Below are 14072 nucleotides of genomic sequence, written 5' to 3' on the forward strand. Positions count from 1 at the left end.
ATTAAAATTCTAAAATCTTAAATATAAACTCTAAAATTAACTTCCACACATTTCACAATCTTCAGGATCTGCAGCTTGTGCTTTTAAAAGCATCGCTTTGTAATCTTCAACGCTGATAGATTCTGTTTCTGCAACTAATGATGGTGCTGTTTCTTCTTTTTTATCGTTGTTTAATGTGAATTTAATCGCATCTACAGCCGCTTTTGTTCTTAAGTAATACATTCCTGTTTTTAAACCAGACTGCCAAGCGTAAAAGTGCATTGACGTAAGTTTAGAATAGTTTGCATCCTGCATGAACAAGTTCAACGATTGAGACTGGTCAATGAAATAACCTCTTTGACGAGACATATCGATAATATCTTTCATCGACATTTCCCAAACTGTTTTATAAAGCTCTTTTAAATCTTGCGGAATAATATCAATATTTTGAACAGATCCGTTATGACGCATAATTTCCTGTTTCAATGATTCGTTCCACAGACCTAATTTTACTAAATCTTCTAGTAAATGTTTGTTTACTACGATAAATTCTCCAGACAATACACGACGTGTGTAAATGTTTGATGTATATGGCTCGAAAGCTTCGTTGTTTCCAAGAATTTGTGAAGTCGATGCTGTTGGCATTGGCGCCACTAATAATGAGTTACGAACTCCATGTTCCATAACTTCTTTTCTTAATGAAGCCCAGTCCCAACGGCCTGATAATTCTTCATCTTTCATTCCCCACATATTGTGTTGGAATTCTCCTTGTGACATTGGAGAACCTTCAAAAGTTGAATATGGTCCTTCTTCTTTTGCCATTTCCATAGAAGCGGTTACAGCAGCAAAGTATAGTGTTTCGAAAATCTCCTGATTTAATTTTTTAGCCTCATCACTAGTAAACGGCATACGCAGCATAATGAAAGCATCTGCTAAACCTTGCACCCCTAAACCTACCGGACGGTGACGCATATTAGAGTTTTCTGCTTCTTTTACTGGATAGTAATTTCTGTCGATTACCTTGTTCAGGTTACGAGTTACACGTTTTGTAACATTGTAAAGCGCTTCGTGATCGAATTTTCCGTTTTCAATAAACATTGGTAACGAAATAGAAGCCAGGTTACAAACCGCAATTTCATCTTTAGAAGTAAACTCCATAATCTCTGTACACAAGTTAGAAGAACGAATTGTTCCTAAATTCTTATGGTTCGATTTACGGTTTGCTGCATCTTTGTACAACATATATGGTGTTCCGGTTTCGATTTGTGATTCAAGGATTTTCTCCCATAATTCACGAGCACGGATTGTTTTTCTTCCTTTTCCTCTAAATTCGTAATCTGTATATAATGCTTCGAATTCATCTCCGTAAACATCATATAATCCCGGGCATTCATTAGGGCACATTAAAGTCCACGTTGAATCTTCCTGAACACGTTTCATGAATAAATCTGAAGTCCACATGGCGAAGAATAAATCTCTTGCACGCATTTCTTCTTTTCCTGTATTTTTCTTTAAATCTAAGAAATCAAAGATATCAGCATGCCAGGTTTCGATATAAATCGCAAAACTTCCCTTACGTTTTCCACCGCCTTGATCTACGTAACGAGCAGTATCGTTAAATACTCTCAACATCGGAACAATTCCGTTTGAAGTTCCGTTTGTACCACGAATGTAAGATCCTGTTGCACGAACGTTATGAATAGAAAGCCCAATTCCTCCCGCAGATTGCGAGATTTTTGCTGTTTGTTTTAATGTATCGTAAATACCATCAATACTATCATCCTGCATTGCCAAAAGGAAACAAGAAGACATTTGCGGTTTTGGAGTTCCTGCATTGAACAACGTTGGCGTTGCGTGTGTGAAGAACTTTTTAGACATTAAATCATAAGTTTCAATAACCGATTTTAAATCGTCTAAGTGAATACCAACAGAAACACGCATTAACATGTGCTGCGGGCGCTCTACGATTTTTCCGTTTATTTTAAGAAGATAAGAACGCTCTAAGGTTTTAAACCCAAAGTAATCGTAATTAAAATCTCTTGTATAAATGATGTGAGAATCTAAAAAAGCAGCATTTTCCTGAATCACTTTAAATACGTCATCAGCAATTAATGGTGCTTCCTGACCATTTCTTGGGTTTACGTAGTGATACATATCTTTCATCGTTTCAGAGAAAGATTTTTTTGTATTTGAATGTAAATTTGAAATTGCCACACGAGCTGCCAATTGTGCATAATCTGGATGTGCAATCGTCATAGATGCCGCAGTTTCTGCAGCTAGATTATCCAATTCAGAAGTAGATACCCCATCATACAATCCTTCGATAACTCTCATTGCTACCTTAACCGGATCTACAAGCTCATTCAGGCCGTAACACAATTTTTTTATTCTTTCTGTAATCTTATCAAACATTACAGGCTCTCTGTGTCCATCTCTTTTTACTACATACATAAGCTTACTTTTTTAGTTATTGAATAAATGAAAGTAACTAGAAAACGAATTCCAGTACTTAAACATTGCGTGTTTTTAAATTATTTTTCGAGAATTACAGAATTCTCAATAGTTGTCCTTTCCCAATTTGAATATCAAACCGAAAAGCCGTTAAAATTGCTATTAAACCTCCGATTTGGGTGATAGAGATTTAACCTAAAATGTTCTGTAAAAATTAACCCAGGCTTTAGATAAAATTATCCCGAATTAAAAAAAATGCTGTTGTTCTAAAAATCTGCGTCAAATGAAATTTTTTGAGCATCGCTGTCTGTGTTCATTACTCCAGATTTTTGATACTCGGCAACACGTTTTTCAAAGAAATTAGTTTTTCCCTGAAGCGAAATCATGTCCATGAAATCGAATGGATTTGCAGATCCGTATACACGCTCGCATCCTAATTCAACCAAAAGTCTATCTGCGACGAACTCCAGGTACTGTGTCATTAAACCTGCATTCATTCCAATTAAACTTACCGGAAGAGATTCTGTTACAAACTGTCTTTCGATATCCAGTGCATCAACAATAATTTCTTTGATTCTGTCTTTTGGCACTTTATTTACCAAATGGTGATTGTGCAGGTGAACTGCAAAATCACAATGTACGCCTTCGTCACGAGAAATCAACTCATTAGAAAAAGTTAAACCTGGCATTAAGCCACGTTTTTTCAACCAATAAATTGAACAGAAAGCACCTGAAAAAAAGATTCCTTCAACAGCAGCAAAAGCAATAAGTCTTTCAGCAAACGAATCAGATTCGATCCATTTTAAAGCCCATTCTGCTTTCTTAGCAATTGCCGGGAAAACTTCTAATGCATTAAACAACTCAGCTTTTTCTGCTTCATCTTTTACGTAAGTGTCAATTAATAAAGAATACGTTTCACTGTGAATGTTTTCCATCATAATTTGGAAACCATAGAAAAACTTCGCTTCAGCATATTGAACTTCGTTTACAAAGTTCTCAGCTAGGTTTTCATTTACGATTCCGTCAGAAGCAGCAAAGAATGCTAAAATGTGTTTAATGAAATATCTTTCGTCGTCATTAAGTTTATTATTCCAATCTGTCAAGTCCTGGTGCAAATCGATTTCTTCAGCAGTCCAAAAACTAGCTTCCATTTTTTTATACCATTCCCAAATATCATGATGTTTGATAGGAAAAATAACGAAACGATTTTTATTTTCTTGTAAGATTGGCTCTACTTGTGACATGACAAAATTTGTTAAATTTTTATACTGAAACTTTACTAATTCAGTAGACCACAAAGATTGTCAATTATCGCTAAAAATGAAAGTCAAACTTATTCACAATTTGCTGTAGTTTTTAACAAAGGTTAAAATTTGAAACATTTTTCATACAATAATTAATTTATTGTAAATGAACACGTTAAACACATCAATTACACCTTGAAGCCCCGTAAAATATAGACTTTTAAATATAAAAAGCAAGAAATTTTAAATTGTTTTAAAAAGTTTTTTTTTGAGTTAAAACTTTATTTTTTTGAGCTAAAACAAGACCCGTCAAAAGAGTATTTAATACACTTCAGATTTTAAGAATTTTTAAGTTCCTGAGCCACCTTTTCAAGTTCTAAATACCAGTCTTCACCAAAACGACGAATCAAAGCTTCTTTCACAAATTTATAAACCGGAACTTCTAATTCTTTTCCTAAAGAACAAGCATCATCGCAAATATCCCATTTGTCATAATTTACCGCTGCAAATTCTGTGAAGTCTTTTACACGAATTGGATACAAATGACAAGAAACCGGTTTTTTCCAATCTACGATTCCTTCATTATAAGCTTGCTCGATTCCGCAAAGCGCGGTTTTTCCATCAAAAATTACGTAAGCACAATCTTTATTATCGATAAGCGGCGTTTCAAGATCGCCGTCGGTTCCTTTTACCCAGGTTCCCTGCGCTTCGATCGCTGCAATTCCTTCTTTTCTTAAAAAAGGTTTTACTTTTGGATAAATTTCTTCTAAGATTTTAGTTTCAGCCTCATTCAAAGGCGCGCCCGCATCTCCATCAACACAACAAGCCCCCTTACAAGCTGACAAGTTGCACACAAATTCTTTTTCCAAAATATCTTCTGAAATAATAGTTTTTCCTAACTGAAACATGATAATAAAATACGCTAAATTTATAAAGTGCAAAGATAGTCAAAGAAAACAGATATATTTTTATTCTTTTTTTTCACGCAGATTTGGCAGATTTAAGCAGATAATAAAGATTTATTTAAAAATAAAGTAAATCTTAACCATCAGCAAAAAATTAAAAATCTGCTCAAATCTGCCAAATCTGCGTGAAAATTTTTTATACGATCCAAAAAAAATCATTTGAGCTGCCTTTGAATTAGCAATTTAAATCATCAATTGTTATAAATATCACTTTTTTAGCTACTGAAACGTGTTTTTATAACAAAAATGAATTATACCGAAAAAACACCTAATTTTATTAACTACTTTTGCAGCAGTTTTTAAACCCTTAAAATCAAAGCGATATGTTAGAAATAGACTTTAAAGAAATCATTACAGTAAGCATGGTACTTTTTGCCGTGATTGATATTGTAGGTTCAATTCCCATTATCGTGAACTTAAGAGCAAAAGTGGGACACATTGAATCTGAAAAAGCTTCGATAGTTGCCGGAGCCATTATGATTGTTTTTCTTTTTGTTGGAGAGGGGTTATTGAACCTTATTGGTATCGATGTGCATTCGTTTGCTGTTGCCGGTTCTTTTGTGTTATTTTTTCTGGCTTTAGAAATGATTTTAGGAATCCGTATTTATCGTGACGAAGAACCAGGGTCTGCTTCTATTGTTCCATTGGCTTTTCCATTAATCGCCGGAGCGGGAACTATGACCACTTTACTTTCGCTTAGATCTCAGTTTCATACTATTAATATAATCATTGCGATTTTACTAAATATTATATTAGTTTATGTCGTTTTGAAATCATCAAAAAAGATCGAAAATTTACTAGGAGAAAACGGACTTGGCGTGGTCCGCAAGACATTTGGAGTAATACTTTTAGCAATAGCTGTTAAATTATTCGCTGCTAATGTTAAAGGTTTGTTTGTCTAAGATTTATTTTTATACTTTTACCCCCACTAAATTTATAAAATACAACTTTAAGACATTTTTTATTAGAGTTTTACTTTGATATTTTTATACAAACAAACAAACAATATGAAAATCTTCACTTCAATCTTAGTGCTTTTAGCATTAGCTTTAATTGTTTTTAATATTACGCTATTAGACTTTACAAACCCGTTTCAGGGAGATAGTATGGTAGCTTTTATTGGAATCGCAGCTTCGTTTTGCGCCGTGTTGATTCTTTTGATTTTTAGAATTTCAAAAAGAATTGAAGAAAAAACAAACGGTCGATAATATATGTTTGACGTTTTAATTATCGGCGGGGGCGTATCAGGCATATCTTGTGCCTTAGTTTTAGGTTCTGCCAAAAACAAAGCTTTTGCTACCGACAAAAAAATCGGAATTTTTACTCATCAGAAAAACTCTTCTTTGCAAGAGGCAGTTTTCTACAATGCTTATGGGATTACTCCAGGCAAATTAGGTTCTGAATTACTAGCAGAAAGTACAGCGAATTTAGCCGCAGCCTATCCACATATTGAACAAATTGCAAATGAAAAAGTAATAAAAGTTGAAGGTTCTTTTCCTTCATTTACTGTTATTACAAACAAAAGCTCATATAAAACAAAAAGTATCGTTGTTGGAATTGGTTCTGCCAATACATTTGATATCGAAGGTTTAACACAATATATTGAACCTCACAAAAAAGCACTTCCGGAAAAACAGCGTATTCAGCTTAAAAATGAAGATCATAAAGTTGCTGACGGCATTTATGTTATTGGAACTTTAGCCGGCTGGAGAAGCCAATTGGCCATTGCTGCAGGAAGCGGTGCTGCCGTTGCCACAGATATTCTGACTTTATGGAATAACGGAACACAAACTCACGCTCACGACAGCATTCGATAAGATTATATAAAATTATTAAACCATATAAGTTATATAAGTTCATATTATACTTTGCGTATAGAATTAAATGAACTTATATAACTTATATGGTTTATTTTTTATTTGTTTTTGGTTTTTTATTTCACCGAAACAATCTGGGTTACTTTAATATGGTTTTCGTCATCAGTTTTCCAGATTTCTCCTTTTAGTGACACTACATCTCCTATTTTTAATTGTTTATAATTTTGCGGTCCGCCAACGTTTACGATGCTGATTGTTGCAAAATATACCTCTTTTATATCTGTAGTAATTTTTGCAGTATAACCGTCTTTTCCTGATTCTATTGATTCTACTTTTCCTGAAACTGCACTATTAGTATTATTTTTCATAGTTGTACAAGAGATTACAAAAATCATTAAAACGACAAGGAAACTTATTCTTTTTAGATTTTTCATATTTTGAGATTTTAACCGCAATCGCGAAGCCGTCGGGAGCTAAGAATTGCGTAAGGTTCGCTAAGTTTTGTTTTATAATTCCTTTTCAGGATTTATACCAGCTGAACACAGCTTCCGGCAATAACTTTTAAATGTCCATCAAATTGTTTCCAGACTCTTATGTATTTAAAAACACCATTAATGGGATTATTATCATAAGTTCCATTTAATGAAACCGAAACGGTAACTACTGCCAAATTATCTATAATATTTACAATTTGATCTGAAGCTTCGAGAGAATCAATTTTCATTTTACCTGAACGATAGGAATTCAAATCAAACTCTTTTGTGATGGTTTGTCCATCTGGCAGATTGAACAGTAAATCATCGTGAAGGATTTGTTCTAAAACAGAAACATCTGCATTTTTAACAGCGGTTAAAAGTTCAATTTCGGCATTCACGATTAGATCTTTTTCCATCACATTAGAATTTAAAGATTACTTCTTTTGGTTCAAAATTGTTTTTATCATGGCATCGTCTTTTAAAATAACATCATAATAATACATTTCGCCATACAATTGACGGGCAAATTCTGCAGTGATATATCGGTTTACCAATGCTTTGGTTTTGTCTAATTTTAGATCTAAACCTGTCATTAAAATATAGTTTTTAAACTTTTTGAAATAAGCATCAGAACTTTTCATTTTTTCTAAAAACGCAGCAAAATTAAGTCCTGCAAAAGCATTTCGGTTTTTATCTAATTCTTCAAAAACAAAATGACCAACGATTCCGGTTTGAAGTAAATAAGCAACATTTTCGTTTCCGTGCTCTGCCTCCATCGGAACAAAAACATCCGGAACGATTCCGCCTCCGCCGTAAACGATTTTACCTTTCGGAGTTTTAAATTTCAAAGAATCAGCCACTTTTATGCTGTCTTTTGCATACAACTCTCCAGAGTTTATTCTTGATTCAGATTCTTTAAAATATTCTTCGTTTCCTTTTTTATAAGGTTTTTGAATTGATCTCCCGGTTGGAGTATAATATCTCGCAACAGTTAAACGAACGGCAGATCCATCGTTAAAATCCATTTCACGCTGTACTAAACCTTTTCCGAAAGAGCGACGTCCCACAATAGTTCCGCGGTCGCTGTCCTGAATTGCTCCGGCCAAAATTTCACTTGCAGAAGCACTGTTTTCATTAATTAAAACATATACTTTTCCGGTTTCAAAACTTCCGGCATTTGTTGCATAAGTCTTTTCAGTAGTTCCGTTTTTATTTTTAGTAAAAACGATAAGCTGTTTGTCTTTTAAAAATTCATCGGCAATGGCAATCGCTTCTTCCATATAACCGCCGCCATTATCGCGAAGGTCAATTACAAGCGACTGAATTCCTTTTTGTTTTAAACGTGTTAAACCCGTTTTGAATTCATTAAAAGTAGTTTCAGCAAAACGATTGATTTTGATGTAACCTGTGTTATTTCCAATTAATAACGAAGCATCAACGCTTTTTATCGGAATAACATCTCTTTTAATTTTAAACTTCAATTTCTTTTGTTCTGATTTTCTAAAAACAGTCAATTCGATTTCAGAACCTTTAATTCCTTTTAATTTAGAAAATAAACTATCAGATGGCAATCTTCTTCCGTACAATTTAGTTTTTCCGGCATATAAAATCCTATCGCCCGATTTTAATCCTGCTTTCGCAGAAGGTCCGTTTTCGACTGGTTTTATAATGGCAACAGAATCTTTGTACATATAGAAATTGATCCCAATCCCAACGAAATCGCCTTTCATACTTTCGGCAACTTCGGCTTGTTCGCTTGGCGGAATATAAACAGAATGCGGATCTAATTTTGAGAGTATATTATCGACTGTAAGGTTTACAATCGAATCTGTGTTGACACTGTCAACATATTCAGTATTGATAAAATCAATCAGTTTATTCAGCTTGGTTTTGGAGTAATTTTTGGCCAAAAGCTGATCATCTGTAGAAGCGTTTGTTAAACTTCCCATTACGATTCCGAGAGCAAGAGATGCCCCGATAATCATTGGCAGATATTTTGGGTTAAATTTCATTATTCTTCTAAAACAGGAATATGTTCTACTTCGATACCCGCTTTTATTAAAAACTGAATTCCCGAATCATCGCGATATCCATCTTTATACACCACTCTTTTTATTCCGGACTGATGTATTAATTTACTGCATTCTTTGCAAGGTGAAAGCGTTATGTACAACGTTGCACCTTCACAAGACTGCGTTGATCTGGCTACTTTTAGGATTGCGTTTGCCTCAGCGTGCAAAACATCCCAGCGAGTTAATCCTTCTTCATCTTCGCAGCAATTTTCAAATCCCGATGGCGTTCCGTTGTAGCCGTCAGAAATGATCATTCTGTCTTTTACGATAATGGCTCCAACTTGTTTTCGCTTGCAGTAGGATAATAAACTCCATTCTTTAGCAATTCGCAAATAAGCTTTATCGTATTTATTTAATTTTTTTACTTCCATTTATTTTATCTGTTCCAAATTGGACTTTCAATAATCATTGGGATTACAACTCCAATAATAAAAGCCGACATTACAAGCGCCCAATCGCGTTTTGAAAAACGAAATACTGTCTGAACTATATAAGAGATTACCAAAACTACAAAAACAACTACCAATTGTGCGGCTTCGATTCCTAAAGCAAATTCTCCTAAAGGCAATAATTTTGAACTTGGCGATCCTCCTAAAATCGTTTTAAAATAGTTTGAGAATCCAAGTCCGTGTATAATTCCAAAGAACAAAGTCACAAAAAATATCACATTTACGCCGTCATTTTTAGCTGCTTTTCCTGCGGTAAAAAGATGATACAATGCCGTGATCAAAATCGTAATCGGGATTAAAAATTCAACGATATTTACTTTTATGGCAATTATTCCGAAAACAGACAGTATCAGGGCTAATGTGTGACCGATTGTAAAAACCGAAACTAAAAGCAAAATACGTTTCCAGTCTTTAAAAGAATACGGAACAGTTAAGGCGATTAAAAAAAGAACGTGATCGTAAGCGTTGATATCTAATACATGCTTTAATCCTATTTGAAAATAAATCCAAAATTGCGACATACAGGGAATACTATTAAATGATTAGGGGTTGTAAACTTACGATTTATTTTGAAGAATTTACGATGCGAATTCTTAAAAACAACAAGTAAAAATAAGTTAAATTTATGAGAAATTTAAAATTGTTAAATTAAAATAAGATTTATCTTTGTTCAATAAAAACTTATTATAATTATGCCATTTTCAGAATTATTTGATAACGAATTCAAACAAAGAAACAGAGGTCATTTCTCTGCAATTGTGCGTGTAGCGTTTGCTGACGGAAAAGTAAGTCCAGAAGAAAAAGACTTTTTGGACAAATTAGCTTCAAGATTAGAAATTTCAGAAGAAGAATATACTGATATTCTTACAAATCCTTTAAAATATCCAATAAATCCGCCGTATTTATACTCGCAGCGATTAGAGCGTTTGTATGATTTGGCTAGGATGATTCATGTTGACCATCATTTAGGAGACCAGCAGGAAGTTATGTTAATCCGTATGGGATTGGCTTTAGGTTTTACTCCAGGAAATGTAAATTATATTATTAGTAAAGCATTGTCTTTAATTGACAAAAAAGTAGACTTAGATACTTTCCTTTTCGAAATGGAGAATATGAATAAATAGTGTTCAGTGTTCAGTTTTAACTGATCCTGAAATTGAACTCTAACTAAAATATAAACCCGACAGGTTTTAAAATCTGTCGGGTTTCTTTTTTTATTCAAAAGCATACTTTTAATGCAAATTTGGTTTTGCTTAATTTCGAAATGATTAATGTTATACATTTCTTCATTTCAACTGGACTGAAGTCCAGCCCTACAATATAATTCGTTCCTTTGGAACTTTAGATGAGCCTTTGGCTCTATTGCAGGGCTGGACTTTAGTCCGGTTGACATGTGAGAATACGAAAAATTTTAAACCCGACAGGTTTTAAAAACCTGTCGGGTTTGCTTTATCTGAAAACTGCGACTGTGACAGTAAACTGAATACTTACTCCGCTGTTGCCATAAACTCCTCAGCTTTTTCTACCATATTATAGCTCCCGCAGAAAAACGGAACTCTTTGGTGCAGTTCTGTCGGCTGGATTTCCATAATTCTTCCAAAACCATCTGTTGCTTTTCCTCCGGCTTGTTCTGCAAGAAATGCCATTGGATTACATTCATACAATAAACGTAATTTTCCTTTTGGTGCTTTTGAACTAGTTGGATAAAGATAGATGCCGCCTTTAATCATATTTCGATGAAAATCAGCCACTAAACTTCCTATATATCTTGAAGTATACGGCCTGTCTTCTTCTTCGCGCTGACAATATTTGATGTAATTTTTTACTCCCTGCGGAAAATGGATATAGTTTCCTTCGTTTATTGAATAGATACTTCCGTCTTTTGGAAATTTCATATTAGGATGCGAAAGGTAAAATGTACCAATTGCCGGATTCAATGTAAATCCGTTTACGCCATATCCGGTTGTATAAACCAGCATTGTCGAAGTTCCATAAATTACATATCCGGCTGCAACCTGATTGATTCCCGGCTGTAAAAAATCCTCGCTTGTTACCGGAGTTCCTATTGGTGTAATTCTTCTAAAAACAGAAAAAATACTTCCCACAGAAACATTTACATCAATGTTTGAAGATCCGTCAAGCGGATCCATTAAGATCACGTACTTATTATTATGACTGTTGTCGCTCCCCTGAACAGTTATAAAATCGTCGTTTTCTTCAGAAGCAATACCACAGACAATCTCACGGTTTATTAACGTCTGGATAAATACTTCGTTTGCATAAACATCTAATTTCTGCTGGTCTTCTCCCTGAATATTTCGCTCGCCTGCGGCGCCAATAATATCCACTAATCCAGCCTGGTTTACTTTATGATTGACAACCTTTGCTGCCAAACGAATAGAGTTGATAATCCGGGAAAGCTCTCCCGACGAATACTGAAATGCTTTTTGGTTCTCAATAATAAACTCTCCCAGTGTTTTATTGCGTTCTTCCATTGCTATATCGTTATAGTTTTAATTTTAAGTCACAAATATCGCTTATTTTGTGAGAATGATTTAAAAATTATTTTGTTAGTTTGCTACTATTGTATATTTGCTAATTAATAGTAAAAAGTACCGTACAATAAAATACATTTTTAGCTAATAAGTGATTAATAATAGGAATATATGAATATTAGAAAAGGAAATCCTGAAGACATGAAATCGGTTTTGGGGTTAATTCAGGAGCTGGCAATATTCGAAAAAGAACCTGATGCCGTTGTCATTACAGAGGAAGATTTAGTACGTGACGGATTTGGAGAAAAACCTCTTTTTCAGGTTTTTGTAGCTGAGATTGATTCAAACGAAAGTGAAACAGGACAAGAAATAGTTGGAATTGCATTATATTATTACCGCTATTCGACCTGGAAAGGAAAAACAATACATCTTGAAGATTTAATTGTGAAGGAAAAAATGCGCGGTACCGGTTTAGGATCTGCACTTTATGCCGAAATAATGAAACAGGGAAAAAGAGACAATGTTCGAAGAGTTGAATGGAATGTTTTAGACTGGAATACTCCAGCTGTTAATTTTTATAAGAATTCTGGCGCGAGAATTCTTGATGGCTGGCAGGTTGTTCAAATGGACGAAACGGGAATTAATTCGTTCTTAGAAAAATTATAAATTTTATTTGCCACGAATTAAATTAGTGGAAATTTGTGAAATTCGTGGCAAACCGACACAGATTGTAAAATCATTTTAATCCCTATAATCTGTGGCAAAAAAATATAAAGAAATACCAGATTTCATTCAATCTGAAATCTAAAATTAAAAATCTAAAATTAAAAATGAGAGTATTTAAATTTGGTGGTGCATCAGTAAAGGATGCTGAAGGAATTAAAAACGTATACGACGTTTTACAAAAAGTGGGTTACGAAGATGTGATTTTGGTTGTTTCAGCAATGGGGAAAACCACAAATGCTCTTGAGGTTGTAATCAAGAATTATTTTGATAAATCGGCAGAACTGAATTCATCTGTACAAGAAATAAAAAAATATCACAATCAAATTTTATTAGATTTATTTGATGATGAAAAACATGCTGTTTTTGCTGCAATTAATGAGCAGTTTTCAGAATTAGAGTATTTTTTGGCACATAATAAATCCCCAAATTACAATTTTGTTTACGATCAGGTTGTAAGTTTTGGAGAATTGATTTCTACTAATATTTTAAGTCATTATATGAATTTCAGAGGAATTCAGACGCAATGGCTTGATGTTCGTAATTTCATCAAAACAAATGCAAATTACAGAGACGCCGAAGTTGACTGGGAAACTACACAGCAAAATATTAGCAAAAATGTACCAAGAAAGCAATTAAACATCACTCAGGGATTTTTAGGTGCCGATGAAAATAATTTTACTACTACTTTAGGCCGGGAAGGTTCAGATTATACTGCAGGAATTTTTGCTTACTGCTTAAATGCCGAAAGTGTAACAATCTGGAAAGATGTTCCGGGTGTTATGAATGCCGATCCTCGTTATTTTGAAAATGCGAGTTTGTTAAACCAAATTTCGTATCGTGAAGCAATCGAATTGGCGTTTTACGGAGCAACGGTTATTCACCCAAAAACATTACAGCCGTTACAGAAAAAAGAAATTCCGTTGTACGTAAAATCATTTATCAACCCGTTATTAAAAGGAACTTGCGTTTCTAAAGGTGTTGATTTGGAGCCGCAATATCCTTGTTTTATTGTAAAGAGAGAACAGCTTTTAATCTCACTTTCGTCTATTGATTTCTCTTTCATTATGGAAGAAAATATTAGTGAGATTTTCGGATTATTCCACGAATTTAAAATCAAAGTAAACCTGATTCAAAACTCTGCGATTAGTTTTTCTGTCTGTGTAGAAGATAAATTTGGAAATTTTAATGATTTGAATGCGATTCTTTCTAAAAAATTCAAAGTAGATTACAGCGAAAATGTAACACTTTATACTATTCGTCACTTTACAGAAAATGCTGCACAAACAGTTGAAGAAAACAAAGAGGTTTTATTAAAACAAGTGAGCCGCGAAACTATGCAGATCGTGACTAAAGAGTTAAATTAATACTTTATTATTAAAATTCAGATATATTTTGAAA

The 14072-nt window shown here is 33.9% G+C and carries 15 protein-coding genes; 6 read left to right on the forward strand and 9 right to left on the reverse strand.

The window, feature by feature from the left end; all coding sequences use genetic code 11:
- Positions 1 to 36: 36 nt before the first annotated feature.
- The 3 genes from AABD74_RS02625 to AABD74_RS02635 form a co-directional block, all read right to left on the reverse strand.
- Complete coding sequence (locus AABD74_RS02625; protein WP_406844603.1) at positions 37 to 2430, reverse strand: ribonucleoside-diphosphate reductase subunit alpha; 2394 nt, start codon at positions 2428 to 2430, stop codon at positions 37 to 39.
- Between the two features lie 266 nt (positions 2431 to 2696).
- Positions 2697 to 3674: a ribonucleotide-diphosphate reductase subunit beta gene (locus tag AABD74_RS02630; RefSeq protein WP_053472511.1), complete on the reverse strand. Its 978-nt coding sequence runs from the start codon at positions 3672 to 3674 to the stop codon at positions 2697 to 2699.
- Between the two features lie 338 nt (positions 3675 to 4012).
- Complete coding sequence (locus AABD74_RS02635) at positions 4013 to 4582, reverse strand: DUF3109 family protein (protein ID WP_232682546.1); 570 nt, start codon at positions 4580 to 4582, stop codon at positions 4013 to 4015.
- A gap of 380 nt (positions 4583 to 4962) precedes the next feature.
- On the opposite strand from AABD74_RS02635, the gene AABD74_RS02640 reads away from it, so the two are divergent.
- The 3 genes from AABD74_RS02640 to AABD74_RS02650 all read left to right on the forward strand — a co-directional run bounded on the left by AABD74_RS02640 (position 4963) and on the right by AABD74_RS02650 (position 6456).
- Entirely contained in the window at positions 4963 to 5541 is a 579-nt protein-coding gene (locus AABD74_RS02640) for a MarC family protein (RefSeq protein WP_056208369.1), read from the forward strand.
- Between the two features lie 105 nt (positions 5542 to 5646).
- A complete protein-coding gene (locus AABD74_RS02645) occupies positions 5647 to 5847 on the forward strand; it encodes a hypothetical protein (protein WP_053472508.1) in 201 nt (66 codons plus the stop codon).
- A 3-nt stretch (positions 5848 to 5850) separates the two neighbouring features.
- On the forward strand, positions 5851 to 6456 hold the full coding sequence (locus AABD74_RS02650; RefSeq protein WP_406844604.1) for an FAD-dependent oxidoreductase: 606 nt from the start codon (positions 5851 to 5853) through the stop codon (positions 6454 to 6456).
- 116 nt (positions 6457 to 6572) lie between these two features.
- On the opposite strand, the gene AABD74_RS02655 is transcribed toward AABD74_RS02650, so the two are convergent.
- The 5 genes from AABD74_RS02655 to AABD74_RS02675 all read right to left on the reverse strand — a co-directional run bounded on the left by AABD74_RS02655 (position 6573) and on the right by AABD74_RS02675 (position 9974).
- The gene (locus AABD74_RS02655) at positions 6573 to 6890 is read right to left on the reverse strand and encodes a hypothetical protein (RefSeq protein ID WP_406844605.1); all 318 of its coding nucleotides are present in this window, start codon (positions 6888 to 6890) and stop codon (positions 6573 to 6575) included.
- A 92-nt stretch (positions 6891 to 6982) separates the two neighbouring features.
- Positions 6983 to 7348 carry a nuclear transport factor 2 family protein gene (locus tag AABD74_RS02660; RefSeq protein ID WP_406844606.1) on the reverse strand — a complete coding sequence of 122 codons (366 nt, stop codon included), beginning with the start codon at positions 7346 to 7348 and terminating at the stop codon, positions 6983 to 6985.
- A gap of 18 nt (positions 7349 to 7366) precedes the next feature.
- The gene (locus tag AABD74_RS02665; RefSeq protein ID WP_406844607.1) at positions 7367 to 8944 is read right to left on the reverse strand and encodes a S41 family peptidase; all 1578 of its coding nucleotides are present in this window, start codon (positions 8942 to 8944) and stop codon (positions 7367 to 7369) included.
- Positions 8944 to 9375 (reverse strand): dCMP deaminase family protein, encoded by a 432-nt coding sequence (locus tag AABD74_RS02670; protein WP_232682551.1) that lies wholly within the window; start codon positions 9373 to 9375, stop codon positions 8944 to 8946. The genes AABD74_RS02665 and AABD74_RS02670 overlap by 1 nt, the downstream gene beginning before the upstream one ends.
- Positions 9376 to 9380: 5 nt before the next feature.
- A complete protein-coding gene (locus AABD74_RS02675) occupies positions 9381 to 9974 on the reverse strand; it encodes a HupE/UreJ family protein (RefSeq protein ID WP_232682552.1) in 594 nt (197 codons plus the stop codon).
- A gap of 171 nt (positions 9975 to 10145) precedes the next feature.
- Between AABD74_RS02675 and AABD74_RS02680 the strand changes: the two genes are divergently transcribed.
- Positions 10146 to 10577, forward strand: coding sequence for a TerB family tellurite resistance protein (locus AABD74_RS02680; RefSeq protein WP_406844608.1), 432 nt, complete (start codon positions 10146 to 10148; stop codon positions 10575 to 10577).
- Between the two features lie 363 nt (positions 10578 to 10940).
- Here the strand turns inward: AABD74_RS02680 and fbp are convergent, their stop codons facing one another.
- Positions 10941 to 11948 (reverse strand): class 1 fructose-bisphosphatase, encoded by a 1008-nt coding sequence (gene fbp / locus AABD74_RS02685; RefSeq protein WP_232682554.1) that lies wholly within the window; start codon positions 11946 to 11948, stop codon positions 10941 to 10943.
- Positions 11949 to 12119: 171 nt separating this feature from the next.
- On the opposite strand from fbp, the gene AABD74_RS02690 reads away from it, so the two are divergent.
- Entirely contained in the window at positions 12120 to 12614 is a 495-nt protein-coding gene (locus tag AABD74_RS02690) for a GNAT family N-acetyltransferase (protein WP_232682555.1), read from the forward strand.
- Positions 12615 to 12778: 164 nt separating this feature from the next.
- Positions 12779 to 14038, forward strand: coding sequence for an aspartate kinase (locus AABD74_RS02695; RefSeq protein WP_232682556.1), 1260 nt, complete (start codon positions 12779 to 12781; stop codon positions 14036 to 14038).
- The last annotated feature ends 34 nt before the right edge of the window (positions 14039 to 14072 follow it).

Source organism: Flavobacterium soyae (assembly GCF_045348165.1).
GTDB lineage: Bacteria > Bacteroidota > Bacteroidia > Flavobacteriales > Flavobacteriaceae > Flavobacterium > Flavobacterium soyae.